The sequence below is a fragment of the Crocosphaera sp. XPORK-15E genome, assembly GCF_034931425.1.
Taxonomy (GTDB): Bacteria; Cyanobacteriota; Cyanobacteriia; order Cyanobacteriales; family Microcystaceae; genus UHCC-0190.
Genome location: NZ_JAYGHQ010000011.1, coordinates 55,985 through 81,864 on the forward strand (window position 1 = coordinate 55,985; position 25,880 = coordinate 81,864).

Below are 25,880 nucleotides of genomic sequence, written 5' to 3' on the forward strand. Positions count from 1 at the left end.
GGTAACATTTTAAACTGAAAAAACTGGGCTGTCGTTTTGCGATCGATGATTTCGGCCATGGTATGAACTCTTTTGATTACATTAAAAATTTCCCCGTTGATTATTTGAAAATTGATGGCAGTTTTGTGAGAAAATTAGTTAATAGTGAGATTGATCGGACAATTGTTGAGAGTTTTAATCGCATTGGTCATGTTATGAATTTGCAAACAATAGCTGAGTTTGTGGAAAATTCAGTTATCTTAGAAAAATTAGAGGCTATGGGGGTAGATTATGCTCAAGGTTATGAAATAGCGAAACCTGCTCCTTTTGAGTTTGAGGAGACAACCTGAATTCAAGAAGTCGAAATTCAGTAGCCAGTCAGCAGTAAAATTAGTGACAGAGAGAATTATTTTATGGAAAACAACCAAAATCTACAATTAGTCAAATGTCCGACAGGTATTCAAGGACTTGATGAAATTACCGGAGGCGGTTTACCCCAGGGTAGACCAACTTTAATTTGTGGGTCTGCGGGCTAAAGTTTAGGGAGAGAAAAAAGATAAACTAACCGCCCGAAAAAAATCCCCACAATTGGGACAGAAACCATTAGCATAGAGAGGTGAGCGATCTAATATTTCCCTTGCAGTCACTAAAAGCAGGACAATGGTTTAAGCTAATCTGTGGCGCAAGTTTCCAAGACTTGCCTGCCATCCGTAGTTTAGCCCTCGTTTATACCTTAGCGGGTGCGGACTGCATTGATGTGGCCGCAGATCCGGCCGTCATTACTGCCGCCCAAGATGGGATAAGAATTGCCAGTCAATGGGCAAAAATAGCACAAAATAAGGGGTTTCCAGGGATAAATAAACCCTGGTTAATGGTAAGTTTAAACGACGGTGAAGATCCCCACTTTCGGAAAGCCCATTTTAACCCTGAACACTGCCCCCCCGACTGTCCCCGTCCCTGTGAGTCTATTTGTCCAGCCCAGGCCATTAGCCTAGAGGGAGTAATTGATCGGCGATGTTATGGATGTGGTCGTTGTTTGCCCGTCTGTCCCCTCAAGCTGATCGATACGCGATCGCATATTATTACCCCAAAGGCGATCGCGTCCCTGATTGAAACCATGGGCATAGATGCCATTGAAATCCATACTCAAGTAGGCAGAGAGGCGGAATTTAGTCAACTGTGGCAACAATTAAGCCCCTGGGTTTCTCAGTTGAAACTCCTGGCCATTAGTTGTCCCGACGGTGAAGGGTTAATCAACTATTTACAAACCCTCTATGACCTCATTTCTCCCTTACCCTGTGCCTTAATTTGGCAAACAGATGGTCGTCCCATGAGTGGAGACATAGGCCAAGGAACTACCCATGCAACCATCAAATTAGGCCAAAAAGTCCTTAACGCTAACTTACCAGGATGGATACAATTGGCAGGGGGAACTAACGACTATACGGCCCCAAAATTGAAGGAACTAGGTCTTTTAAATGATGGGATAACCGCCAGCCAATCTGTGGCCGGTATTGCCTATGGAAGTTATGCCCGTTGTTTATTATCTCCCCTGTTAGAAACATTAGAAAGACAAGCCATGTCCTTAAACACAAGCAATTTGCTGGAAGATTCCCCCGAATTACTCTGGCAAGCCGTTGAAACCGCTTATTCTCTTGTGTCACAGTTGAAACCCCTAGGGAATTTCTGCAACGCCTAACCATTGACGAGGGCATCCCAATTATGTTAGACCCCAAAACAAATCCTTTTTTAAATCAATCTGACCTACCCCTATCAATAACAGTGCCATCAATACCCCAAAACGCTTTATCCCAACGGATGCAGATTACAGACGATATTGATCAACTGCTAGATATCCTACCGTTAGCAATTCGTCATCACGTCAAAGCACATCCCAAACATGACCAATTAATCGAAGTCGTCATGGACTTGGGAAGATTACCAGAGGCCCGTTTTCCTGATGAGGCGGTTTATCTCTGCGAAACCCCAATTTCTGCGGAAGACTTACAACATTGTATCAAAGGCGTTGGAACCTTTAGCGGAGATAACCGGGCCGGAATTGAACGAACCTTACACCGTATCAGTGCTATTCGTAACCGCAGTGGGGATATTATTGGGCTAACCTGTCGTATGGGCCGGGCCGTCTTTGGTACGATCGCCATGATTCGGGACTTAGTAGAAACGGGAAAATCTCTCTTGCTGTTAGGTCGTCCAGGGGTAGGAAAAACCACCGCCCTGCGGGAAATTGCCAGGGTTCTCGCTGATGATTTTAACAAACGGGTGGTCATTATTGACACTTCTAACGAAATTGCCGGAGATGGGGACATTCCTCACCCTGCCATTGGCCGGGCCCGACGAATGCAGGTGGCCCGTCCTGAATTACAGCATCAGGTGATGATCGAAGCTGTGGAAAACCATATGCCGGAAGTGATCGTCATTGATGAAATTGGCACAGAATTAGAAGCTTTGGCCGCCCGAACTATTGCGGAAAGGGGTGTACAGTTAGTAGGGACGGCCCACGGCAACCGGATTGAAAATTTGCTGAAAAATCCCACCCTTTCTGACTTGGTAGGGGGTATTCAAGCGGTAACTTTGGGAGATGATGAGGCCCGACGGCGCGGTTCTCAAAAAACGGTGTTGGAACGCAAGGCCCCCCCAACCTTTGAAATTGCGATCGAAATGTTGGAACGTCAACGGTGGGTAGTACATGAAGATGTGGCCTATACTATTGATCTTCTCCTGAGAAATGGGGAACCTAACCCCCAAATGAGGACGGTTGATGAAAATGGGGAGGTGCAAATTATCCAGGAACAACCGAATACTTTCTCCCCTCAAGGGCCTTCTAGTCGGGGAATGGTGGAGACAATGGAACGGCCAACAGGTTGGCGGGCCTCTGGACGTATGACCCCTGTGGCCCCTTTTGCGCCAAAAAAAGGCGCGGGTCTGACTTCTGCTTCGGAGTTTGACCGTCTTTTAGAAGCTTCTTGGTGTCAACCGGAGGAAAAAGGAGATAAGGTAAGGGTTCCGGGCCCCAATGGGGAAGATTTTCCGGTCTATATCTATCCCTATGGTATCGGGCGATCGCAGTTGGAACAGGTGGTCGAAATTCTCAATTTACCGATTGTCTTAACGAAGGATCTTGATAATGCGGATGTGGTCATCGCTTTGCGTTCTCACCTCAAAAATCAGCCTAAGTTACGTCAAATGGCTAAGGTGCGTCAAATTCCTATTCATGGGGTCAAGTCTAATACGATCCCCCAAATTACTCGTACTTTGCAACGGTTGTTAGGCATGGATGAGGCGAAAGTCCCGGAAACGGCGGATTTACGCTTGTTTACCCGTGGGGGTAATGATGATGAGTTGGATGCTTTGGAGGAGGCCAGACTGGCGGTTGAGCAAATTGTACTGCCAAAAGGTCAGCCTGTGGAGTTGTTACCGCGATCGCCTAAAGTCCGAAAAATGCAGCATGAATTAGTGGAACATTATCATTTACAATCTGATAGTTTTGGGGAGGAACCTAACCGCAGATTACGGATTTATCCTGCTTAATACCATTGTAGGGGCTTAATACCATTGTAGGGGCTTAATACCATTAAGCCCTAATAATGGTTTGTAGTGCAAGCCAGAGGGCGCAAGCATTGCGCCCCTACAAGCGGACAAACTGGGACGTAGGGGCGTATAGTATATGCCCTCTCTTTGATAAATTATCTACTTAGAAGGCAAGGGAAAGCATCAAAACACCAGAGAAAACTGAAGTTAACATGGTAATCAAAATAATTTCATGATCCTGTGAGTTCATTATCAATAATTCCTATCTTAAATTTAACCTTACATCTATAGGATATTCGCTCTGTGTGAAGCAGATGTGACAATCTCATGAACTTTTGCCGACAATACTGCCCCAAAAATTCGGGAAAATAAGGGTAATCACGAATACACAAATTCACTCCATTGGGGGAAGATCAAGATGAAGAAGTCATGAGATCCTGAAGGGAGTATGACTAAATTTGCAAACAAGATAAACTTTGTTTGAAGGTTTATCAATTTTCATATAGGGTTGAGAGAAATCATGAGACGATCTACGAAATATTCAATTTCCCTCAAACCGAAACATCAACTATTGTTGATAATTTTTATCTCCAGTATATTATTGGTTTGGTGGGGTCATAATAGTCTTGATTCTCGTTTATTTACCTCAGAAGGATTAAAGGAAATTCTAGCTCAAGCGGGTTGGTTTGCGCCATTCATTTATATGAGTGTTTTGGTGATTTCTGTTGTAATTTCTCAAATTCCTGCGGTTCCTTTGGTGATGGCTGCTGGAATGGTTTGGAATCCTCCTTTAGCGACTTTATATAGTGTTGCTGGAGGGTTTTTGGGCGGTTTATTAGCTTATTATTTAGGTCGTACTTTAGGAAGAAATGCTCTAAAAATGTTGACGGGAAAAGTTTTCTCTTTTTCTAAGGATAAAGGAGAAATTCATCTAGGTTTTTTGATATTTATAACTAGATTAATTCCTTTATTTTCTTTTGATTTGATTAGTTATGCTTCTGGTTTTGCTGGAATTTCTTTACCTATTTATGCGAGTAGTACCTTATTAGGGATGATTCCACCAACGTTTTTATTGACTTATATGGGGTCTAGTTTAGCTTTAGATTTTACGCAAAAATTAGAAATTATTGGCTTTTTATTGATAAGTACCATCATCTTTATTTGGTTGATTAACCGTTATAATTTATTGGGTTTAAAAGATTTAATTCATGTTGAGTAATTGTTATAATAAATATTTTTATTCACTATTCTCTTTACCATCATTTTCTATGTTTATTCATCTCTAGGGGCAAAACACAATGTTAAGCCCCTACAAGTTATCAGAAATGATAAAATAAAGTCAATATTCCTGGGGCAACTAGGGTACAACAAAATGATTCTAATAGGAGTTTAACTCATGAGTGACCAAGTTACAGTTACTTACTCGTTAGAGGAAGTCTTAAAAGAGCTTAAGCAAGAGATTAAAGACGTAAACACCAAACTAGACACCCTTCAAAAAGACGTTACAGATTTAAAAGTAGGACAGGCGACTTTAACCGAAAAAGTGGGCGGTATGGACAAGCGACTTGAAAAGGTAGAAACTGAACAAGCTACGATGGTTAAGGCTATTTCGGACTTGCAAGGCTTTCGTTCCTTGATTGTACCAATTGTTGTGGCTGTAGCAACCGCTTTGTTAACCTTGCTTTTTCGTCTTGTTCCCGACTTCACTCATTGAAATAAATCATAGAGACTTAATAATATTAAGCCTCTACGAAAATCATAATTAATGACTAATAAAATTTGATTCTACCGAACTTTTTATGCTAAATCAACACCTACATACAGACTGAAGCCTGATACTATAGAAACCAAGTCTCCCTTCGGAGACTAAATTGAACCCGCGTAGGCGGGTTTTGCCTGTATAGCTTAACCCTTAAGGGTTTGAGCCTATATTTTTTAATAGTTTTACATAGCAGGTTCGGTAGAGCCTAAAATTTTTATTGTGTTGACAATTTATTGAGCATTTTGATTTTTCAATTGATTAATTAAAGCAAACCGAATATCTCCTTTTTCTTCAATAAGTTTAACATCGGGATTATTAAATGTTAAATAATCTAATCCGATTTCTTTACCTGTCATTAAAAAATCTGTAATCGCTACTCGATAGGTTTTGTCTAAGTTAATCGGTTCTCCTTTAATATACCAAGTATTTTGATTTAAGGTAACATTACCATGTTGTAAAAATCCCCCTGATCCTTTATTCATAACCCCTTGATCTAAAACTTTTTTGATCAGACTTCCTTTCATATCTACGGATACAATTTGTCCACCAAAAGGTAAGATACGGATAATATCATATTGACTAATATTTCCTGGGGGAAGTACATCATCAATACGAATTGAACCCCCATTAAATATGGATAAATTAGCCGTTTTTACTGTAGTTAACATAGCTTGATTAATTAAATTAGTTAAATCCGTAGAATGATTACGGACACTACTTTCTAAACCATCTAATTCTACGGTTGTTGTAGCAATAACTTGTTCTGGTTCAAACCCATTATCTCGAAAGGCTTTAAATCCTTTTTCTCGCCATTCTTGAGCAACTTTTGCGGTTGTTTCCTCCTCAATAATAGCATCTGTTACAGGTTTTATCTGAGAATTAATGCTCAGTTTATCTTTATCTGTATCATAATTTAATTGATGAATATAAACAGTTTTTGCGTTAGCATCAGCTTTGAATATGGGAGTAAAATCATTACCTCTCCACTGTTGAATATTTTCATGTTCATGGCCTCCCAAAATGATATCAATTTCAGGAATTGTCTCAGCTATTTTTTGATCCTGTGCTAAAGAAAGATGAGTAATAGCAACAATAATATCTACTTGGTCTTTTAATTGTTTAACCTGTTGTTTTGCTGTTTCAATTGGGTCATTATAAGTAACATAGTTAGCAGGGTTACTGTCTATGGTTACACCAATTAAGCCAATTTTAACTGGGGTTCCCTGATTTCCTGTTACTGTAATAATTTTATAGGGAAGAACATCAGGAAAAGGTCGCTTTTCTGCCGTCAAAACATTACCAGAAATCCAAGTAAAATTTGACTCTTTAATTCTGTCTAATAACTGATCTAATTTAATATCAAATTCATGATTACCAAAGGTAGCAAAATCTAATCCCATCGCATTTAATACTGCTATCATTTGTTGACCAGCAAGGGGTTTATTATTAATTTTTGCTGTTCCTAAAGCAGAGGGACTGACAAAATCTCCCCCCAAAATTGTATAGGTGTTAGGATTAGATTGAATCAGTTCTTTTCTAATAGTAGCAACTCGCGCAAGTCCCCCGACTTTCCCCCCAGAAATTGGCTCAATTTCATAGACATCATTTAATTGTAATAAGGTAATATTGACAATTTCTGCCAAAGCGAGATCACCATAACCGAGAAGAAGAAAAGCGAAAAATAAACTTAATATTTTTGACATAGTATTGATAGAATGGATGGAAGTATGATGAATGTTTATATTATACAACTAGGATGACAATAAATGAACAATTTTTCTTCCCGTATGGATGGGGTACAATCTCCTATTATTCCCATTGTTGGTCAACTAATTAGGGAAAATAAAGGAACGATTTCTTTAGGACAAGGAGTGGTTTATTATGCTCCTCCACCAGCAGCAATTGAGGCAATTAATGACTTTTTAAATCATTCCAGCAATCATCAATATAAGTCAGTTCAAGGAATTGATCCTTTAATTAACCGCATTGTTAATAAGTTAGCCGAAGACAATCAAATCATCATCAATGATAACCAGGCTATTTTAGTAACTGCGGGGGGAAATATGGCCTTTATAAATGCCCTTTTAGCCATCACGAATGCCGGAGATGAAATCATTCTTAATACCCCTTATTACTTTAACCATGAAATGGCAATTACAATGGCTAATTGTCAGCCAATTTTAGTCAATACAGATGAAACTTATCAACTTAATTTGAATGCAATTAAAGCGGCAATTACTCCCAAAACTCGCGCAGTTGTGACAATTTCACCTAATAACCCCACAGGAGTAGTTTATTCTGAATCAAGCTTAAGAGAAGTCAATCAACTCTGTCAAGAAAAAGGTATTTATCATATTTCTGATGAAGCTTATGAATACTTTACTTATAATGGGGTCAAACATTTTTCTCCTGCTTCAATTATCGGCAGTGAAAATCACACAATTTCTCTGTATAGTTTATCAAAAGCTTATGGGTTTGCCAGTTGGCGCATTGGTTATATGGTAATGCCAAAACATTTATTAGATGGGGTCAAAAAAATACAAGATACTATCTTAATTTGTCCTCCTGTTATCTCTCAATATGCAGCATTAGGTGCATTAAATACGGGTAAAGCTTATTGTCATCAATATCTCTCAGAAATCAATGAAGTTAGAGATGTTTTTCTTCAGTCTTTGCATAAATTAAAAGACATTTGTACCATTATTAATGCTGAAGGTGCGTTTTATATTTTCTTAAAGGTTAATACACAAATAAATGATTTTGAATTGGTTAAACAATTGATTGAACAGTATAAAATTGCTGTCCTTCCTGGGGGAACATTTGGCATGAAAGAGGGTTGCTATTTACGCATTGCTTATGGTTCATTACAAAAAGAAACAGCAATAGAAGGAATTGAAAGATTAGTTAAAGGATTAAGAAATCTTGTCAGTTAAACCCATTATAAAATTTTTTTCTATAAACTATAAACTACTCATATTGAATGCGATAAATTCGCCCATTAGCTTCTTCTGTAAACAATAAACTACCATCAGGTAAAACCAATAATCCGACGGGACGGCCCCAAGTAGAAGGAATAGAAGAATCAGCCAAAAAACCTATCACAAAATCTTCATAATATCCTAACGGACGATGAGTTTTATTAAAGGGAATAAACACCAATTTATATCCCGTTCCTTTATTACGATTCCATGAACCTCTAAAGGCAACAAATGCCCCATTTTGGTACTTTTTAGGAAAAGTTTTACCTGTATAAAACTTTAAGCCTAAAGCCGCAGAATGAGCTTGAAATAAAACATCAGGAGTCTGGGTTTTAGCTGCTAATTCAGGGTTAAGACTTTGACCATTTTTTACTTGACGAGGATCTAATAATTTAGGAGTTAAATAAGCAAAAGGCCAACCATAAAATTCTCCTTTTTGAAGACGGGTAAAATAGTCAGGAACTAAATCATCTCCTAACCCATCTCTTTCATTAACAGTAGTATAAAGTTCCTGAGTAATCGGCTGAAAATCTAACCCCACAGGATTTCTTAAACCAGCAGCAAAAGTTTCTTGATTAGAACCATCTAAATTCATAATTTGTACCGAAGCGCGGGGTAATTTTTCAACATCAGCATTTGTTTTTGAACCGATAGAAACATATAATTTATTTTTATCTGGTGAAATAATAACATTTCTTGTCCAATGTTGTCGATAACCACCCCCAGGAAGTTTGGCAATTACATCACCTTTTCCTTCTAAATTTTCTTGAGCTTTTTGATAAGGATAACGACGAACACTATTATGATTTCCTAAAAAAAAATATTCATCAGTAAACGCCATTCCAAAAGGAATATCTAAGCCATTTTCTGCTGTTGCAAAGGTTTGATAATCATCCGCTACTCCATCCTTATTAATATCTTTGAGTAAACGAATTTGATTTTGACGAGTTTCCGTAACTAAAACCTCTCCATTTGGCGTTAAAGCTAACCAACGAGGGCGATCTAAATTATCAGCAAATACATTAATTTTAAAGCCATCAGGAACCTGTAAAATAGGTTGAGAAGGAATCGGAATCACTTGAGGAGGTTTTGATGCACTATTAGTCGTAAAAGGCTGAGGTAAATCTTCAATCCTAATGTAAATCGGTTGGGTTTTTAAAGATTGGGTATTAATCGAGATTTTTGCTTTAAGTTGAAAATCCTTGTCAGGTTTTTCTGATGAATTCCTAAAAGAGACAGTTTCTGATTGACAAGCAGAACTAAAAAGAATTATTATAGAAATGAGGCATTTAGAATAATTCATCTTCAACACAATCCATGAAAATAAAAAAATTAAGCTCAAAAAAAATCAATAAATATTCTAATACTTTTGAAATTTGTTTTTTAAAAGACTCATGATTCTAGCAGTAACACCCTACAAGCCTTTATCTAGGTTACAGACCCATATTTTAAATATGATTAGTTAATACACCGTATTTAAGAAAATGATGAGTTAGCTTTAACTGTAACATAACCTCGTCACCTCATCAGCTAGGAAGAGCCATGTGTTTGAATCCAGGGGATATTCTACGCAACCGATACAAAATTATTGATCAGATTGGAAAAGGCGGATTCGGTAAAACCTATACAGCAAGAGATATCAGACAACAGGGCGATCCCATGCTTGTCGTCAAAGAAATTATTGCGCCATTATCTTCAGATCCGCGTATTTTGCAAGAGATCAAGAAAAGATTTATCCGAGAAGGAAAAACCCTGTCAATCTTAGGAAAAAACCCCCAAATCCCCGAACTTTTTGATTATTTTGCTGATGAAGGTAACTTTTTTTTAATTCAAGAATATATTGAAGGTCACGATCTTTCCGAAGAAATCGGGCCAGGATCATTGCCATTAAGCGAAGCAGAAGTCATTAAATTTTTACAAGATGTCCTAGAAGTCTTAGTCTTTGTTCATCAACACCACATTATCCATCGAGACATCAAACCTTCAAACCTGAGACGGCGGAAACAAGACGGTAAAATTTTCCTGATTGATTTTGGTGCAGTAAAAGAACTCAATAGCATGACGATCACCCCTTCTGAGACAGGCAACAACTTCACCCAAACCATCGGCACACCAGGTTATATGGCCGCTGAACAACAAAGCGGAAAACCCCAATTAAATAGCGATCTTTACGCATTGGGAATGATTGGGATTCAGGCCTTGACAGGGTTACATCCTAGAACCCTCCCCACCGATCCCCATACAGGAGACGTGATTTGGCGTTATTCTTCCCCAGAACATCCCATGATTGAGGTTAATCCCGACTTAGAACGGATTCTCAATAAAATGGTGCGCTATATGTTCAAAGATCGCTATTATTCAGCCGTTGAAGCCTTAGAAGATCTGCGTTCTCTCTCAGTCACCGGAAAATCCCTCAAAAAACGCCCTAAACAGAGCATCTACCCCCCCAAAGACCAAAAATTCCCCCCTCAAGTTTGGATAGGGGTTGGCTCAGCTTTGGTGATTTTCGGGGTGTGGGCCGTCAGTCAAGTCATTCCCAAAACCTGTCCCCTCACCCTAGGAGATGATCTCAGTTGTGGCGAAGAAATTTTAACCAGAGCTATTGCTTTACCGGAAAAGCAAGAAGGGGTAAAAGCCTATCGCCAAAGACGCTATCAAGAAGGAGTCCTTTGGTTAGAAAAAGCCCGACAAAAAGACCCTAATGATCCAGAAACCCTCATTTATTTGAACAATGCCCAATTAGAAGCCCAAAAAATTCCCTTTTATACCATCGCCGTTGCCATTCCCTTGGGAAACCCCTCCGACGGGGGAGACTCAGGCAAAGAAATTTTACGGGGTGTGGCCCAACTGCAAACAGAAATTAACCGCGATCGCACGATTAAAGGTCATGGGTTACGGGTTGTCATTGCGGATGATTATAATGATCTTGATCGCGCCAAACAAATTGCTGGCAAAATTGGGAGTCAAGGGGGAATTTTGGGGGTTATTGGTCACTATACAAGCGATAATACCCGTGCTGCTTTGCCCACTTACGATCTCCATAATTTAGTCGTTATTTCCCCCACCAGTACCGCCCAAACCTTAGCTCAAGACAATTCCCGATTTTTTCGGACAATTCCCCAAGATAACCTTAATGCAGAGGGTTTAGCTCGTTATCTGGCCCAAACTGCCCGACAACAAAAAGTGGTGGTTTTTTATAATCCGAATAGTGCCTATAGTCGTTCTCTTTATGAACGGTTTTTAATCAGTTTTGATGAACAAGGGGGACAAGTTGTTAAGCAATTTGATTTATCGAAACCGATTTTTGATGCTAGTGCGGCAATTCGTCAAGGGGAAAATCGTGGGGGAACCAGTTTCGTTTTATTTCCTGATGCTAAATCAAACCCTTATGCCTTTTCTAATGCTTTAAAAGTAATTCGTGCTAATCAAGAAAAATATTTGATAGTTGGGGGGGATAGTTTATACACGACAGATATTCTACAAGAAAGAGGATCAGCAAAAGATATTATTATTTCTATTCCTTGGCACTATTTAGCGAGTTCTAATCAGGCATTTATGGCTGAAGGAAAGAAGTTATGGGGTGGTATGATTAGTTCTCGAACGGCGATGGCTTATGATGCAACAAAGGTTTTTACGACTGCTTTAGAGAATCAATCTTCTCTTGATTTTAGACAGCAAATTCAAGCAATTTTTGATCCAAAAATTAGACGAGAATTGATATTTAGGACTGTAAAAAGTCCCCATTTTAAAGCCGAAGGAGCTACGGGAAAAATTACGTTTGAATTAAGTGGCGATCGCCATGAATCTGTGATACAATTAGTTAAAGTTGTTCCGACAAAATGTTCTCCCTATGGCTATATGTATATTCCAATTCAATATAAATCAGCCGCAGAAGCAGGATTAAATTGTAATTAAATTATTACTTAAATATGAATAAAATTACTAGAATTTTCACCATTATTTTTTGTTTTAATCTTACTATTACTGAGGTTAAAGCTCAAGATGTTCCTATTTATGATTATCAAGCAATTTTTCATCCTGTTATTAGCAAAAATGGCATGGTTTCTTCCCAGGAAGACTTAGCTACCCAGGCCGGTTTAGAAGTCTTAAAAGAAGGAGGAAATGCCATAGATGCAGCAGTAACCATAGGCTTTACTTTAGCGGTAACTTTGCCTCGTGCTGGCAATTTAGGGGGGGGTGGATTTATGTTAATTCATTTAGCAAATCAACAAAAAACTATTGCCCTAGACTATCGAGAAAAAGCTCCTCTCGCCGCTACTTCTGATATGTTTCTTGATGAAAATGGACAAGTTAATCAACAAAAAATTAGATTTAGCCATCAAGCTGTAGGGGTTCCAGGGACAGTTGCAGGGTTAGCTATGGCCTTAGAAAAATATGGAACAATTTCTTTAGAGAGAGCTTTAAAACCTGGAATTGAACTAGCAGAAAATGGCATGATAGTTGATGAAGATTTATATAATTCTCTACTCTTTGCTAAAAAACAACTACAAAAATCTAGTTCCAGTATGGCGATTTTTTATAAAGCTAATGGTAGTCCCTATGAGGTGGGAGAAGTTTTGCAACAAAAAGATTTAGCCAATAGTCTTAAACTCATGGCAAAACAAGGAATAAATGCTTTTTATAAAGGAGAAATTGCTGATAAAATTATTGCTGATATGGAAGCTAATAATGGCTTAATTACTAAAGAAGATTTAAAGAAATATCAACCTATTATTAGAGAACCTATTGAGGGAACTTATCGAGGGTATAAAGTCTATTCTATGCCTCCACCAAGTTCAGGGGGAGTTCATTTAATACAAATGTTGAATATCTTAGAAAATTTTCCTATTCAGTCTTTAGGTCATAATAGTTCATCCACTTTACATTTAATGGTTGAAACCATGAAATTTGCCTATGCAGACAGGTTTAAATTTATGGGAGATACGGATTTTATAGAAGTTCCCATTTTGCGTTTAATTTCTAAAAACTATGCTAATCAAATTGCTAAAAGAATTAACTTAAAACAAGCAACCCCCAGTCAAAATATAATGCCTCAACCTGCTTTTGAAGGGAATGAAAGTACAGAAACCACTCACTATTCTGTCATGGATCGTTATGGCAATGCAGTCTCTAATACTTATACCTTAAACTTTAGTTATGGCAGTGGTTTAACTGTCCCAGGAACGGGAATTTTATTAAACAATGAAATGGATGATTTTACTGCTAAACCTGGGGTTGCCAATGCTTATCAACTCTTAGGAGGAGAAAACAATAATATTGCCCCCGAAAAACGAATGATAAGTTCCATGACTCCTACTATTGTAATGAAGGAAGGAAAACCTTGGTTAGTGACAGGAAGTCCAGGAGGAAGTCGTATTATTACTACTACTTTACAAATTATTATGAATGTTATTGATCATCAAATGAATATTGCTGAAGCCACTAATGCAACCCGTATTCATCATCAATGGTTTCCCGATAAAATTAAAGTAGAAAGAGGACTCAGTGTTGATACTATAAAATTATTAGAAGCAAAAGGACAGATAATTGAGAACAGTTTTGCCATGGGAAGTACCCAAAGTATTATCCATGAAAAAGGTCAATTTTATGGAGCATCTGACCCCAGAAAACCAGGCGCATTAACCCTTGGTTATTAAGTAATTTTTAACCATAATTACCTAGTTAAAATTTTGTCTATTTATTATGTCTATATCGCCAATTTATGTTAAATTTAACCAGCAAAAAAAATATGATGAAATCATTGATGTGCGGTCAGAAAATGAGTTTTTAGAAGATCATATTCCTGGGGCAATTAATTTACCTGTTCTCAATAACGAAGAAAGAAAAGAAGTGGGGACTATTTATAAAAAAATCTCTGCTTTTGAAGCAAAAAAAATAGGTGCATACCTGGTTTCTAAAAATATTTCTCATCATCTTAAAACATATTTTTTAGACAAAAATCCTCGTTATTCTCCTTTGATTTATTGTTGGCGAGGAGGACAAAGATCAAATAGTTTAGGGATCATTTTAAGTCAAATTGGCTGGCAAGTTAAAGTATTAGAAGGAGGATATAAAACCTACCGTAATTATGTGATTCAACAATTAAAAACCTTACCATTAACCTTGAATTATCAGATTTTGTGTGGGTTAACTGGAAGCGGAAAAACCTATTTATTACATCAGTTAGCTGCTCAAGGATATCAAGTTTTAGATTTAGAAAAAATTGCTAATCATCGCGGTTCATTATTGGGAAAAGAAGGCACAAATAAGCAAGAAAGTCAACCATCTCAAAAATATTTTGACTCTCTATTATTACAAGAATTACAAACTTTTGATCCTCATAAAACAATTTGGATAGAATCAGAAAGTTATAAAATTGGTAATATTTATTTGCCCCCTAATTTATGGCAAAAAATGAAACAGTCACCTTGTCTTGAGATTCAATTACCTTTAGAGAAACGCCTTGATTTTTTATTAAAAGAATATAACTATTTTCGAGAAAATTCCGAAGAATTAAAAGAAAACCTAAAATTTCTTAAATCTCGTTATGGACGGGATAAAATTAGTCAATGGTTTAGTTGGATAGATCAGGAAAAATGGTTAGAGTTTGTACAAGATTTATTATTGACTCATTATGATCCAGCTTATGAGCGATCGCTGGAAAAAACTTACACAAATAGAGTCCATAAAATCCAACTTTCTACCTTAGATGCTGAGTCTTTTTTAAAAGCCATTAAGAAATTATAGAAAGCTTGGAAAAATTTTAGAGAAGCTTTAATTTTTTTTTCCAGTTAAGTCAACTATGATAAAGCTATAGGTCAATAATATAACAGTAATCACAGGAGTCTGACACAATGGCTAGTCCCATTGTTTACCCAAAACTTTATCGTCGAAAACTGAGCCGTTGGTTATTACGAGAAAATAAGCCTTCTCCCCAAGGAGAGCATCCCCAATATCCTTGGTGGCAAGTGATGTGTTTAACTGGGGTAGACTACTTTTCCACCTTGGGATATCAACCAGGCATTGCCGCCCTAGCAGCCGGGGCCTTATCTCCTTTAGCCACCCTAATTTTAATCTTAGTCACCCTATTTGGGGCATTGCCAATTTATCGGCGGGTAGCAGCCCTTAGCCCTCATGGAGAAGGTTCCATTGCCATGTTAGAACATCTTTTACCCTGGTGGCAAGGAAAGCTCTTTGTGCTGTGTTTATTGGGGTTTCTGGCCACAGATTTTATTATTACGATTACTTTATCAGCCGCCGATGCTACCGCCCATATTATCGAAAATCCTTTAGTACACGATCTGTTACAAAATCAGGCTATTCCTATTACACTGATCTTAATTTCCTTACTGGGGGCAGTCTTCTTAAAAGGCTTTCATGAGGCGATCAGCATTGCTGTTTTATTAGTCGCAACCTATCTATTCTTAAATTTAATTGTTATTGGTGTCGGTATCGTTCAAATTATTAGCCATCCCATCACCTTAACTGACTGGAAAACGGCTTTATTCACCTATCATGGTAATCCTTTATTAATGCTAGGTATTGCTTTATTATTGTTCCCAAAACTTGCCCTAGGATTATCTGGGTTTGAGACAGGGGTGGCGGTAATGCCTCTAGTAAAAGGACATAATACAGATACCGAAGAAAATCCGAAACAACGTATTTTTAATACTCATAAACTCTTGGCCACTGCTGCCATTATTATGAGTTTTTTCCTCTTAAGTAGCAGTGTTGTCACCACAGTATTAATTGAAGCAGAAAAATTTCAGACAGGTGGCCCGGCGAATGGTAGGGCTTTAGCTTATTTAGCTCATTCCTATTTAGGGGAATTTTTTGGCACCATCTACGACCTTAGCACCATTGCCATCCTCTGGTTTGCCGGAGCCTCAGCTATGGCAGGATTATTGAATATTGTCCCCCGTTATTTGCCCCGTTATGGCATGGCACCAACTTGGACTTTAGCCACTCGCCCCTTAGTTTTAGTTTATACAGCGATCGCTTTTATCATTACCATAATCTTTGAAGCAAATGTGGAAGCACAAGGGGGAGCTTATGCAACTGGGGTACTGGTTTTGATGAGTTCGGCCGCCTTTGCTGTTACCTTGTCTTCTCGTTCGGCCAGATCTCGTAAAGGAACCATCGCCTTTGCTTTAATTACCTTAGTATTTATTTATACTACCATTACTAATATTATTGAACGACCAGAAGGGATTCGCATTGCGGCCTTTTTTATTGGGACTATTATCATAACGTCCCTAATTTCTAGGGTCTGGCGTTCTACAGAATTACGGGTTAGCGCAGTAACTTTTGATGAAACCGCCTTAAAGTTTATTCAAGAAGATAAAGATAGTCAGGAAAGCATTCAAATGATTGCTAACCGACGCAATGTCGGGGATGAATTAGAATATTACCTCAAAGATGCCCAGGTGCGCGAAGATCATCATATTCCGGCCACAGATTCCTTGATTTTTTTGGAAATTAAGGTTGCTGATGCCTCTGAGTTTACGGAAAAGCTGGAAGTAACAGGGGTAGAAGTAGGCAATTATCGTATTTTACGGACAAATAGTGCGGCTGTTCCTAATGCGATCGCGGCAATTTTACTTGCTATCAGGGATCAAACAGGTAAACCCCCTCACGCTTATTTTGGTTGGGTAGAAGGGAACCCAATTCAATATCTTATGCGGTTTATGCTCTTTGGAGAAGGGGACATTGCCGTTGTTACCCGTGAAGTATTACGCAAAGCAGAGAAAGAACCCCAATGGCGGCCAGCAATTCATGTGGGGGGTTAAGTTTAAGTTTCCCGCTCTTTGGGTTGATGGTTGGTGTTACAGGTGTTTTTTGCTGTTTGGGGAGATGATTGAGGGGGAAAAAGCGTTATGATGACTAATCATGAAAAATTTTATTGCAGAATAGCAACAAGGTTAGTTGTTTCAAGGTTTTTTTATAGACATTGTACAAATGTTCTAGTAATCTAGAGAGATTACTAACTAATTTTAATTAAGGAACGATAGTGGTAGGCTTAGAGCAACTCGATTATGTAATTGATACAGCACAAAAGGTGTGGCAGATAAAACCATATCGGGATGTTCGCTTACCATCAGTAATTAATAATAATCCTATTGCTGTAGATGCTTTATGGACTGATAAAGGTCTACGTCCTAATTTTAATAATTTAGCATTTATTGTCCAATATTGTCGGAATGTAGAGGAACTTAATTCTCAGAAAAAACAATTAGCTGATTTACCAATTCGTGGATGGATTTTAATTACCAATGGACATTATTATCTTAATTACTATAATCAATGTAATCAGTTAGAAGAAGAAGAAATAGAGTCTCATGCTTTAGCTTCTATTCTCAATTCATCTAAAAGCCGTTTATTTACTCCAAAAGCTTTATCAGAATTTCGTACTGGTCAACTTTCTTTAGGTGATTTAGAAGAAGTTATTTCAGAACGTAGTTTTTCATTCATATTAAGACAAAGACAAAAACTTGATTTAGCTTTTACAGAGGCGATTAAAACTGCAATTAACAAAATTCCTAGAGCTAAACTTGATTTTCCTAAAGATTTACGTTATCAGATGGAAGGTCATACAATTAGAGTAGCGATCGCTTTTCTATCAGCGAGAATTTTAGAAGATAAAGGGTTTTTTAGTTCTGACTCTCTCATTCCCACTGATGATCCTCGAAAACTGCTTAATAAAACGGTATCATTCACCAATGGATTTTTTAAAAGGGCATCAGATTCTATTTCATCCTTAGAAGAATTTTTGCCTCAACAAACTGACAAAATTTTACAATCATTAGCTGCTCATTTAGGAAATAGTATTACTTTTGCATTAGTAGATCATCGAGATGTTGGCTTGCTTTACGAACGGGCAATTAAAGAATTACCTAATAATTTGGGAGGGAAAGATTGGAGTGATTTACAAAGACATTATACTCCAGTAGCAATAGCAGAAAAAATGCTAGAGTTGTTACCTCTTGAAAGAATACGACCAGAAGAACGAGTAATTTTTGATCCCGCAGCAGGTTCAGGTAGTCTTTTATTAGCAGCAACTTCTCGACTTGCCGGAATGAGTGATATTCCTGAAGAAATTAAAGCAAGAACACAATATTTAGCGAATCATATCGCTGGTAATGATCTAGATGAATATGCAGATTTAGTCACAAAATTACGCTATCTTTTAGCTCAAGAATCTTTAGGAAAAAATATATCATTTCCTTTTCCTAATCATTATACGCATCAAGATTATGAACAGTTAAATAAAGATAATTTTAGTATCAAACCTCGTGTTATTATTGCTAATCCACCTTTTGCTGAAGATGGCAATACTCAACGGGCTGGAACTTTTATCAGGACAGCTTTAAGTTGGTTAGAAAATGGTTCTCAATTTGCTTTTATCTTACCACAATCTTTTTTGACAAATACGACTCATGGTTTACCAGAAGTCCGCAAATTATTAACAGATAGTTGTCAAATTCACGAAGTATGGCAGTTACCAGAAGGTGCAGTGGGAATTGATGCTGCTCAAGATGTTTGTATTGTTTCTGGGACTATCAATAACAATTCAGTACGTTTTCCTACTATTGCAAGAGCAGTATTATCTAGAGCAAAAATTGATAATACTAGAGATAGTGGGTTTTTAGGAAATACTTGGGTAGCCAAATTGAATTATGATGATGAAAGTTGGTCATCAGTAACAACACCAATTATTAAAATTTCAGTTCCGACTGTTCCTTTAGGAAATATTTTTTATGTTTTTAATGGAGTTACTCCGAATACAACACATAAACCAATAAGTCAGTGTCCTCCAAATACTATATGTAAACGTAATTGGAGAATGAAGTGGAGAGATAAAGATCGTTTATGGGCAGATCCAAACATAGTAGATATTAATGAACGTTGGATTAGATATGGTAAAGATTTTTTGCATACCCCAGTCATGCAAAATTCTGAGTTATTTGACTTGCCGAAACTTCTTGTTGGTCGAAAAGTTAATCGTGGTTCTCGAAATCCTCTTGCTGTGCAACTCGATACAATAGGGTTCTGTCCAGATAATGATGTTTACTGCGTTCTTCCTGTTTCACAAGTTGATAAGTATACATATAGATACAAAAAAACAGATCAACTTCCAGACGAATGGAACAATTTTTCCCATGAAGATCAAAGACTTTGGTTATTGGGTTTGTTATCATCTAAACTATGTAATTTACTTTCTTTATCTGGACGTAACACTCGTGAACTAAGTGCGCTTAATTTTTGTAATCTTCCACTTCCTGCAAAAGTTGATCATAGAATTATTGAAAATACTCGTAAAATTGTGGAAAGAGATCAACAAAATCTTCCTATTCCCGAACCTGACGAATTAAGAATACAACTAGATAAAATTGTAGAAGAAAATTATGGAAATCCTCGCTGGATAGAAATTTCTAGAACTGGAACACCCACAGGACTAGAAGAATGGAAACAGGAAAGAACGAAATCAACTTATATTGTTCTTGGGCAAGTTTTAGAAGTATCGGAAGATAACAGTCAGATTTTTGTTTATCTCAACGGTCTTTTAGATGATGAACAGGAACAATGGTTGCCCATCCTCCCAGAAATGCCGGGTTGGGCTTTAGATGGTACTGTTTTTAACGCGGAATTAAGTGAGGATGTAGAAACATTTGCAGAACTCAAAAAACGACCTTGGGCAATAAAGCGTTTTCGTCATAGACCTTACTCATACCTCACCAATGATGAGTTAGAACAAAAACTTAGAATAAAAAGCTTGGAGCATTTTTCATGAATTGTCGGTTAACTTTTTTACCTGTTGGTAATGCTGATAGTATTATTCTTTGCGCTAATGATAACTTAACGATTTTGATAGATATAGGCAATGCTGGTTTACTCAATAAATGGCTTCAGCAACAACAAATTAAGGCTATTGAAAGAATTTATATTTCGCACGCACATGGAGATCATTGTCCCTCATTAGTCAATCTGGTTCAGTTTATCAAAAGTTGGCTTAAACAAGGAAAAATAAAGGAAATTTGTTTACCATACAATATGTTTTTAAAGGCAAAACAAAATTTACTTAATCGGAGAAACCAGATATCTCCAGATAAAGCACTAGAAAGAATAGAAACAGCTTTAAACCAACTTGATGACTGGGATAAGAAAAATATAGTCAATTTTTTACCAATGGCTAAAGGGTCGAAAGAAAATTATGGAGAATATCTCAAAATTTTTGTATTGCATCCTAGACAATTATTTATAGAAAGTCATCTAGCACAAACAAATACCAAACTCAATGAGTTATCTTTAGTATTAAAAGTTAGTTATGGTGACTTTACAGCTTTATTACTAGCTGATCTTGAAGGGGATGGATTACGAGAATGCCTTGAGATTTGTCCCTCCGAAGAATTAAAAGCTAATATAGTAAAAATTCCTCATCATGGTGCATATCCTAGAAATGGTGAAGATTTACAAAGTTTATTAGAAACAATTGATCCAGAACTAGCTATTTTATCGGTGGGCAGTACGAATAACTATGGTCATGTAATGCCACAACTATTTTCTTTATTATTGAATTTGAAAACGGATAATTCTAAAAAATTAAAGGATTTTCTTTGTACTGAAGTGACTCGGACTTGTACTTATTCTAACCAAGAAATAGCTGCAATGAATCGCTCAGGATTAAAAGAAAAAAAATTATGTGCAGGTGAAATAACAATTTTGGCTAATATTTCTGGTGAATGGAATATTAGAACTGAAACTATTCATAACAACATCATTGCTCAATTAGACTATCCTGCTTGTCAAGGTAAACTAGAATTAATTTAGAGTTGTGGACTTAATCTTTGATAAATTCCATCCAACCACATAAGAATAACAGGTAAACCCTGATCATTTTCCCCTAAGCAAAATTGGGTTCAACTTCCCTTAACTGCTGTAACACCCCAGAAGCCAACTCAAAGGTTAACCCCACCGACAGCAAATAAATCAAGGCGGCACCCAGATTTGAACTGGGGGTGAAGGTTTTGCAGACCTCTGCCTTACCACTTGGCTATGCCGCCATTTACACATCTTTTCAATTATAGCAAAGATTTGTCTAAGAGGAAAGACTTAATTTTCAGGCAAATCTCAAATTTATCTTAAGAAGCTTTAAGAGGATCTTGCACGTCAAACCAAGCTGTGCAGTTAGAAAAACTGCCATAACTACCATAGTCACGGGACAAAAAGTAAAGATAGACTAAAACTGGAGATGGGGCGTGCCAATAATAAACTGAATTTTCTTATGTTCCACACGCCCCAAACATAGCATGAATAAGACACATAAAGCCCTAACAACCTTAGCCGTTGTTCTCATTGGACTCGGTACAATGACTCTAGCCCCAAAATCAGGTATGGCGGCCGATCCTTTCAAGGACTTTTACGATCGCAATTGTGTTCCCGAAGCCCAAAAAGCCGGACTCAGCAAGTCGGAAGCACAACAGGGATGCACTTGTACTGTTAACTCCCTCAAGAAAAAATACTCAACCCAGGCCTTTGCTACCCTCTTAACCAAACATCGGAGTGGAGATGCTGCGGCAACTCGAACCCTAAGAGCTTATGGGGAAACCTGTTTTGATAAAATTTTAGATGACCTTCTCTTTGAAAACTAGGAGAAGACAAAATCGGATGAGTGATTTCTTATTATCCCTCATCCTCAACAGCAAGCTCAAGACTTTTTTAATAACTGTTTTCAGGCTTCCCTTGCTATAAACGATATATATACGGATAAATCTACAAATCTTTATGAAACAATCTTGGCGAGAACACCTTAATATTTCTCGTTTGGCCATAAAATACTCACGAGTGACGATATTTGTGGCGATCGCAGTGGCAGTGGCGGGACTATTGGCCTTTAGTTCCCTCAAATATGCCCTATTCCCCGAAATTACTTTCCCTGTAGTTATTGTCCAGGCCAGTTCACCTTTTGACAATACCTTAGAAACGGAACAACAAGTTACCGAACCCCTAGAAAATGCCCTGCGATCGCTGCCTAATGCGGAATTATTCTCCTCAACCTATCCGGGCCAAAGCGTGGTTACGGTTGCCTTTGCCGCAGGGTTAAACGTTGATCAATCTACCCAGATGGTGGAAAAGTCCTTAAAACAAACGACTTTGCCCCCTCAGATAACCGTTGAAGTGACTCCCTTTAACATCAACGAATCTGTGGCCGTGACTTATTCCATTCTTAGCCCAACCCAACCCTTTGAGATTTTAGCTGAAATTGCCCAAGAAAAAATCATTCCCTCTTTACAGGCATTACCAGGGGTGAGACGGGTTGATTTATTGGGGGATGGGTTATTTCGAGATAGCAGTCAGGGGAATATTCCCAACACTAACCCCCCTACTTTGGCCCGGTTTAACCAAGCAGATGTTTTAGCCATACAAATTGTCAAACAGGCTGATGCTAATACTTTGGATATTGTGGCGGAGGTAGAAAAGGCGATCGCCAATTTAAGGCAAAGTTTGCCGGATGTTCAGTTAATTATGGCGGAAACTCAAGCGAAGTATATTGAAGAAGCCAGTCACGCCACCATAGAAGCTTTGCTTGGGGCCATTGTCCTCGCTGTTTTAGTGATTTTTCCCTTTTTAGGCAATTTTCAAGCAACTTTGATCACGGCCTTAGCCATTCCCATGTCATTGTTAGGGACATTTATTGTGATGGCGATCGCCGGATTTAACCTAGAAACTATTACCCTGTTGGGGTTAGCTTTAGTTATCGGGATTATTGTTGATGATGCGATCGTCGATGTCGAAAATATTAGCCGTCATATTGATGAGGGAATGACACCCCGTGAAGCAGCGATTAAAGGAACAGATGAAGTTGGCTTAACGGTGATGGCTTCAACCTTTACCTTAGCGGCTGTTTTTATTCCCATTGCCTTTATTGGAGGCAATTTAGGTCACTTTTTTAAACCCTTTGGGGTTACGGTAGCTGCGGCGGTACTAATTTCTTTATTAGTGGCCCGAACTTTATCTCCGGTACTCGCTATTTATTGGATGAAAGGTAGTAAAAGAAAGGCCGATCAACCGAAAAAAACCTTCTTTTTAGCCCGTCCCTATCGTCGTCTTTTAGATTGGTCTTTAGGTCATCGTAAGCTAGTTATTGGTATTGCTTTGGTAAGTTTTATTGTGGGAGTAGGGTTAATTCCTTTTATTCCTAAAGGCTTTGTTCCTAAACTGGATCGGGGGGAATTTAATATTGTTTATACCTTACCTACTCCGCAAGTACCAAATCGTTTACGAACTGCCAATGAAGCCCCAAAAACTGAAGATTCAAACAATTCTTTATTTAGTGACTTGGCCCAATCTCCTGAACGTTTTTTGTTGCGAAAAACTCGACGAGTTGGGGAAAAATTAGAAACTATTGCTTTAGAAAATCCTAATGTGGAATCTGCTTATTTGGTAGCAGGATATCATGGAAATCCGCTTAAGGGTAGGATTTATATTCAATTGAAAGGAGAGCGGACATTAAGCACCAGTAAAATACAGGATGAGTTACGAAAAAAGCTACCCAAATTAAAGGGCGGTAGTATTAGTGTTGAGGATATTTTATTCATTGAAACGGGGGATGATAGTCCCTTAAAAGTTGCTTTATTGAGTGACAATTTAGAGAGTTTAGAAAAGACAGCAAACCAGCTAAAAGCTCGTCTGGAAACTTTGCCAGGATTAGTTGATATTAAGACTTCTGGAGATGGAAATCATTCCATTGTTGAACATTTTCAACGGCAAAGAGTGATCTATGTCACAGCCAATTTATCGGAAGAAACAGGGTTAGGAGATATTACTAATAAAGTGATTGTCATTACCCAAGATATTTTACCTAAAGATGTTACTTTTGATATCCAAGGGGCATCAGCACAAGTTCGAAATATTTTTAAGGAATTTGGTATTGCTTTATCTTTGGCTATTCTTTGTATGATGGTGATTTTATATGTCACCTTTGGCCGTTTCTTAGAATCGTTTGTGGTATTATTATCCTTACCATTATCTCTGGTGGGGGCAATGTTTGCCTTATTAATTACTCAAAGTGATTTTGGTATGATCTCGTTAATTGGCTTGATTTTTCTGTTAGGTTTATTGGATAAAAATGCTATTCTTTTAATGGATTATACCAATCAATTACGGCAAAAAGGCATGAGTCGCCGTCAAGCAATTTTAGAAACGGGAGAAGTACGTTTGCGCCCCATTATTATGACTACCGCGTCAACTATTTTGGGGATGTTACCCATTGCCATTGGATTAGGGGCCGGGGCAGAATTAAGACAACCGATGGCCGTTGCTATTATTGGGGGTTTAATAACCTCATCTCTGTTGAGTTTAATTGTGGTTCCTGTCCTGTATACTTTACTTGAGGATGGTTGGGAAAAATTATGTTTTCACAGAATGAGAAGGGTTGACAATTAATCATTTTTGTAGGGATAATTCATGAATTATCCCTACAAAAAACACGATTTTAAAACTAATAATTATGACAAAATGTGCTATAGCTTTAGGTAGTAATTTAGGAGATTCATTAAGCATATTAGAACAAACAATTATCCTTTTATCCCAAGATTTTGCCATCACATTACTCTCTCATTCTCATTGGTATAAAACTGCCCCCATTGGCCCACCACAGCCCGATTATTTGAATGGTTGTGCTATGCTAGAAACTGAGTTAAACCCAGAAGAATTGTTGCAAACCTTACTTAAGATTGAGCAAAAATTCGGGCGTATTCGTCGAGAAAAATGGGGGCCGAGAACTCTCGATTTAGATATATTATTGTATGGAGATGTAATCTTAGATACCCCAGATTTACAAATTCCCCATCCCTTCATGATAGAGCGAGCATTTGTATTAGTTCCTCTGGCTGAAATTGCCCCAACTTGGATACATCCTATCACAAAAAAAATGATCAAAGAACACCTAAAAGATGTAAACTGTCAAGGAGTTAATCTTAGTCAACCTAACCCCTAAATTAGATTTATGTCTTTTGAAAAAGAATCTCCAAACTATTTACAACAACGTCTCTTTTATCGAGGTAGAAAATTTAATTTTGATGTCCACACATTGCGCTTACCGAATGGGGTTGAGGGGGACTGGGAATGTATTCGTCATCCTGGAGGGGCCTTAGCTGTTCCCATTACAGAAGATGGTAAACTGGTATTAGTTAAACAATATCGTTTTGCCATTGAGGGGCGTATTTTAGAGTTTCCTGCGGGAACATTAGAACCCAATGAAGATGCGTCTCTTACCATTCAAAGGGAGATAGAAGAAGAAACAGGATATCGAGCAAAAACCTGGAATTATTTAGGCAAATTTCCCTTGGCCCCAGGCTATTCTGATGAGTATATTTATAGTTTTTTAGCACAAGATTTAGAAAAATTAGAACACCCTCCACAACAGGATGAGGATGAAGATATAGAAGTAATTTTGATGAGTTTTGATGAGTTTGAACAAGCCATTTTAGCAGGAGAGTTAATTGATGCCAAATCAATCGCTAGTTTTTTCATGGTCAAATTATTTTTAAAGTAAAAAAAAATCCCCCCAGAATAACTAGAGAGATTATTTTAAAAGTGAACTCAAATTGCCT

19 protein-coding genes and 1 tRNA gene are annotated in these 25,880 nt (G+C 37.8%); 17 read left to right on the top strand and 3 right to left on the bottom strand.

Features of this window, described 5'->3' with window-relative positions:
* The first annotated feature begins 23 nt into the window (after positions 1–23).
* The 6 genes from VB691_RS13430 (at position 24) to VB691_RS13455 (ending at position 5,242) form a co-directional block, all read left to right on the top strand.
* A complete protein-coding gene (locus tag VB691_RS13430) occupies positions 24–329 on the top strand; it encodes an EAL domain-containing protein (RefSeq protein WP_323292202.1) in 306 nt (101 codons plus the stop codon).
* 63 nt (positions 330–392) lie between these two features.
* Positions 393–515, top strand: a complete 123-nt coding sequence (locus VB691_RS13435) for an ATPase domain-containing protein (RefSeq protein ID WP_323292007.1) — start codon at positions 393–395, stop codon at positions 513–515.
* An 80-nt stretch (positions 516–595) separates the two neighbouring features.
* Complete coding sequence (ldpA, locus tag VB691_RS13440) at positions 596–1,678, top strand: circadian clock protein LdpA (RefSeq protein ID WP_323292008.1); 1,083 nt, start codon at positions 596–598, stop codon at positions 1,676–1,678.
* Positions 1,679–1,701: 23 nt separating this feature from the next.
* On the top strand, positions 1,702–3,528 hold the full coding sequence (locus tag VB691_RS13445) for a R3H domain-containing nucleic acid-binding protein (protein ID WP_323292009.1): 1,827 nt from the start codon (positions 1,702–1,704) through the stop codon (positions 3,526–3,528).
* A 520-nt stretch (positions 3,529–4,048) separates the two neighbouring features.
* Positions 4,049–4,747 (top strand): TVP38/TMEM64 family protein, encoded by a 699-nt coding sequence (locus tag VB691_RS13450; protein WP_323292010.1) that lies wholly within the window; start codon positions 4,049–4,051, stop codon positions 4,745–4,747.
* Between the two features lie 177 nt (positions 4,748–4,924).
* Positions 4,925–5,242 (top strand): shikimate dehydrogenase, encoded by a 318-nt coding sequence (locus tag VB691_RS13455; RefSeq protein ID WP_323292011.1) that lies wholly within the window; start codon positions 4,925–4,927, stop codon positions 5,240–5,242.
* 278 nt (positions 5,243–5,520) lie between these two features.
* On the opposite strand, the gene VB691_RS13460 is transcribed toward VB691_RS13455, so the two are convergent.
* The gene (locus VB691_RS13460) at positions 5,521–6,993 is read right to left on the bottom strand and encodes a bifunctional metallophosphatase/5'-nucleotidase (RefSeq protein ID WP_323292012.1); all 1,473 of its coding nucleotides are present in this window, start codon (positions 6,991–6,993) and stop codon (positions 5,521–5,523) included.
* Between the two features lie 63 nt (positions 6,994–7,056).
* On the opposite strand from VB691_RS13460, the gene VB691_RS13465 reads away from it, so the two are divergent.
* Positions 7,057–8,223 (top strand): pyridoxal phosphate-dependent aminotransferase, encoded by a 1,167-nt coding sequence (locus tag VB691_RS13465; RefSeq protein ID WP_323292013.1) that lies wholly within the window; start codon positions 7,057–7,059, stop codon positions 8,221–8,223.
* Positions 8,224–8,257: 34 nt separating this feature from the next.
* On the opposite strand, the gene VB691_RS13470 is transcribed toward VB691_RS13465, so the two are convergent.
* A complete protein-coding gene (locus VB691_RS13470) occupies positions 8,258–9,571 on the bottom strand; it encodes a sorbosone dehydrogenase family protein (protein WP_323292014.1) in 1,314 nt (437 codons plus the stop codon).
* A 239-nt stretch (positions 9,572–9,810) separates the two neighbouring features.
* Here VB691_RS13470 and VB691_RS13475 point away from each other — a divergent pair, with 239 nt between their 5' ends.
* The 6 genes from VB691_RS13475 (at position 9,811) to VB691_RS13500 (ending at position 21,096) form a co-directional block, all read left to right on the top strand.
* Positions 9,811–12,183: a bifunctional serine/threonine-protein kinase/ABC transporter substrate-binding protein gene (locus VB691_RS13475; RefSeq protein WP_323292015.1), complete on the top strand. Its 2,373-nt coding sequence runs from the start codon at positions 9,811–9,813 to the stop codon at positions 12,181–12,183.
* A 14-nt stretch (positions 12,184–12,197) separates the two neighbouring features.
* Positions 12,198–13,925, top strand: a complete 1,728-nt coding sequence (gene ggt, locus VB691_RS13480) for a gamma-glutamyltransferase (protein ID WP_323292016.1) — start codon at positions 12,198–12,200, stop codon at positions 13,923–13,925.
* Positions 13,926–13,971: 46 nt separating this feature from the next.
* On the top strand, positions 13,972–15,015 hold the full coding sequence (gene mnmH, locus VB691_RS13485; RefSeq protein WP_323292017.1) for a tRNA 2-selenouridine(34) synthase MnmH: 1,044 nt from the start codon (positions 13,972–13,974) through the stop codon (positions 15,013–15,015).
* Positions 15,016–15,122: 107 nt separating this feature from the next.
* Positions 15,123–17,057, top strand: a complete 1,935-nt coding sequence (locus VB691_RS13490; RefSeq protein WP_323292018.1) for an amino acid transporter — start codon at positions 15,123–15,125, stop codon at positions 17,055–17,057.
* A gap of 221 nt (positions 17,058–17,278) precedes the next feature.
* Positions 17,279–20,059 carry an N-6 DNA methylase gene (locus VB691_RS13495; protein WP_323292019.1) on the top strand — a complete coding sequence of 927 codons (2,781 nt, stop codon included), beginning with the start codon at positions 17,279–17,281 and terminating at the stop codon, positions 20,057–20,059.
* Positions 20,056–21,096 carry a hypothetical protein gene (locus VB691_RS13500; protein ID WP_323292020.1) on the top strand — a complete coding sequence of 347 codons (1,041 nt, stop codon included), beginning with the start codon at positions 20,056–20,058 and terminating at the stop codon, positions 21,094–21,096. Before VB691_RS13495 ends, VB691_RS13500 begins: the two co-directional genes overlap by 4 nt.
* Positions 21,097–21,258: 162 nt before the next feature.
* On the opposite strand, the gene VB691_RS13505 is transcribed toward VB691_RS13500, so the two are convergent.
* Positions 21,259–21,329 (bottom strand) — tRNA-Cys (locus VB691_RS13505).
* A gap of 246 nt (positions 21,330–21,575) precedes the next feature.
* On the opposite strand from VB691_RS13505, the gene VB691_RS13510 reads away from it, so the two are divergent.
* The 4 genes from VB691_RS13510 to VB691_RS13525 all read left to right on the top strand — a co-directional run bounded on the left by VB691_RS13510 (position 21,576) and on the right by VB691_RS13525 (position 25,822).
* Positions 21,576–21,917, top strand: a complete 342-nt coding sequence (locus VB691_RS13510; protein ID WP_323292021.1) for a hypothetical protein — start codon at positions 21,576–21,578, stop codon at positions 21,915–21,917.
* A gap of 133 nt (positions 21,918–22,050) precedes the next feature.
* On the top strand, positions 22,051–24,711 hold the full coding sequence (locus VB691_RS13515; protein ID WP_323292022.1) for an efflux RND transporter permease subunit: 2,661 nt from the start codon (positions 22,051–22,053) through the stop codon (positions 24,709–24,711).
* 64 nt (positions 24,712–24,775) lie between these two features.
* Positions 24,776–25,264, top strand: a complete 489-nt coding sequence (gene folK / locus VB691_RS13520) for a 2-amino-4-hydroxy-6-hydroxymethyldihydropteridine diphosphokinase (protein ID WP_323292023.1) — start codon at positions 24,776–24,778, stop codon at positions 25,262–25,264.
* Between the two features lie 9 nt (positions 25,265–25,273).
* Positions 25,274–25,822 carry an NUDIX hydrolase gene (locus VB691_RS13525; protein ID WP_323292024.1) on the top strand — a complete coding sequence of 183 codons (549 nt, stop codon included), beginning with the start codon at positions 25,274–25,276 and terminating at the stop codon, positions 25,820–25,822.
* The last annotated feature ends 58 nt before the right edge of the window (positions 25,823–25,880 follow it).

What these genes read in the sequence shown, in the direction of transcription:
- VB691_RS13435 (WP_323292007.1), top strand. Translation starts at nt 393, where the DNA reads ATGGAAAACAACCAAAATCTACAATTAGTCAAATGTCCGACAGGTATT.
- VB691_RS13445 (WP_323292009.1), top strand. Translation starts at nt 1,702, where the DNA reads ATGTTAGACCCCAAAACAAATCCTTTTTTAAATCAATCTGACCTACCC.
- VB691_RS13450 (WP_323292010.1), top strand. Translation starts at nt 4,049, where the DNA reads ATGAGACGATCTACGAAATATTCAATTTCCCTCAAACCGAAACATCAA.
- VB691_RS13455 (WP_323292011.1), top strand. Translation starts at nt 4,925, where the DNA reads ATGAGTGACCAAGTTACAGTTACTTACTCGTTAGAGGAAGTCTTAAAA.
- VB691_RS13460 (WP_323292012.1), bottom strand. Translation starts at nt 6,993, where the DNA reads ATGTCAAAAATATTAAGTTTATTTTTCGCTTTTCTTCTTCTCGGTTAT.
- VB691_RS13465 (WP_323292013.1), top strand. Translation starts at nt 7,057, where the DNA reads ATGAACAATTTTTCTTCCCGTATGGATGGGGTACAATCTCCTATTATT.
- VB691_RS13470 (WP_323292014.1), bottom strand. Translation starts at nt 9,571, where the DNA reads ATGAATTATTCTAAATGCCTCATTTCTATAATAATTCTTTTTAGTTCT.
- VB691_RS13475 (WP_323292015.1), top strand. Translation starts at nt 9,811, where the DNA reads ATGTGTTTGAATCCAGGGGATATTCTACGCAACCGATACAAAATTATT.
- ggt (WP_323292016.1), top strand. Translation starts at nt 12,198, where the DNA reads ATGAATAAAATTACTAGAATTTTCACCATTATTTTTTGTTTTAATCTT.
- mnmH (WP_323292017.1), top strand. Translation starts at nt 13,972, where the DNA reads ATGTCTATATCGCCAATTTATGTTAAATTTAACCAGCAAAAAAAATAT.
- VB691_RS13490 (WP_323292018.1), top strand. Translation starts at nt 15,123, where the DNA reads ATGGCTAGTCCCATTGTTTACCCAAAACTTTATCGTCGAAAACTGAGC.
- VB691_RS13500 (WP_323292020.1), top strand. Translation starts at nt 20,056, where the DNA reads ATGAATTGTCGGTTAACTTTTTTACCTGTTGGTAATGCTGATAGTATT.
- VB691_RS13510 (WP_323292021.1), top strand. Translation starts at nt 21,576, where the DNA reads ATGAATAAGACACATAAAGCCCTAACAACCTTAGCCGTTGTTCTCATT.
- VB691_RS13515 (WP_323292022.1), top strand. Translation starts at nt 22,051, where the DNA reads ATGAAACAATCTTGGCGAGAACACCTTAATATTTCTCGTTTGGCCATA.
- folK (WP_323292023.1), top strand. Translation starts at nt 24,776, where the DNA reads ATGACAAAATGTGCTATAGCTTTAGGTAGTAATTTAGGAGATTCATTA.
- VB691_RS13525 (WP_323292024.1), top strand. Translation starts at nt 25,274, where the DNA reads ATGTCTTTTGAAAAAGAATCTCCAAACTATTTACAACAACGTCTCTTT.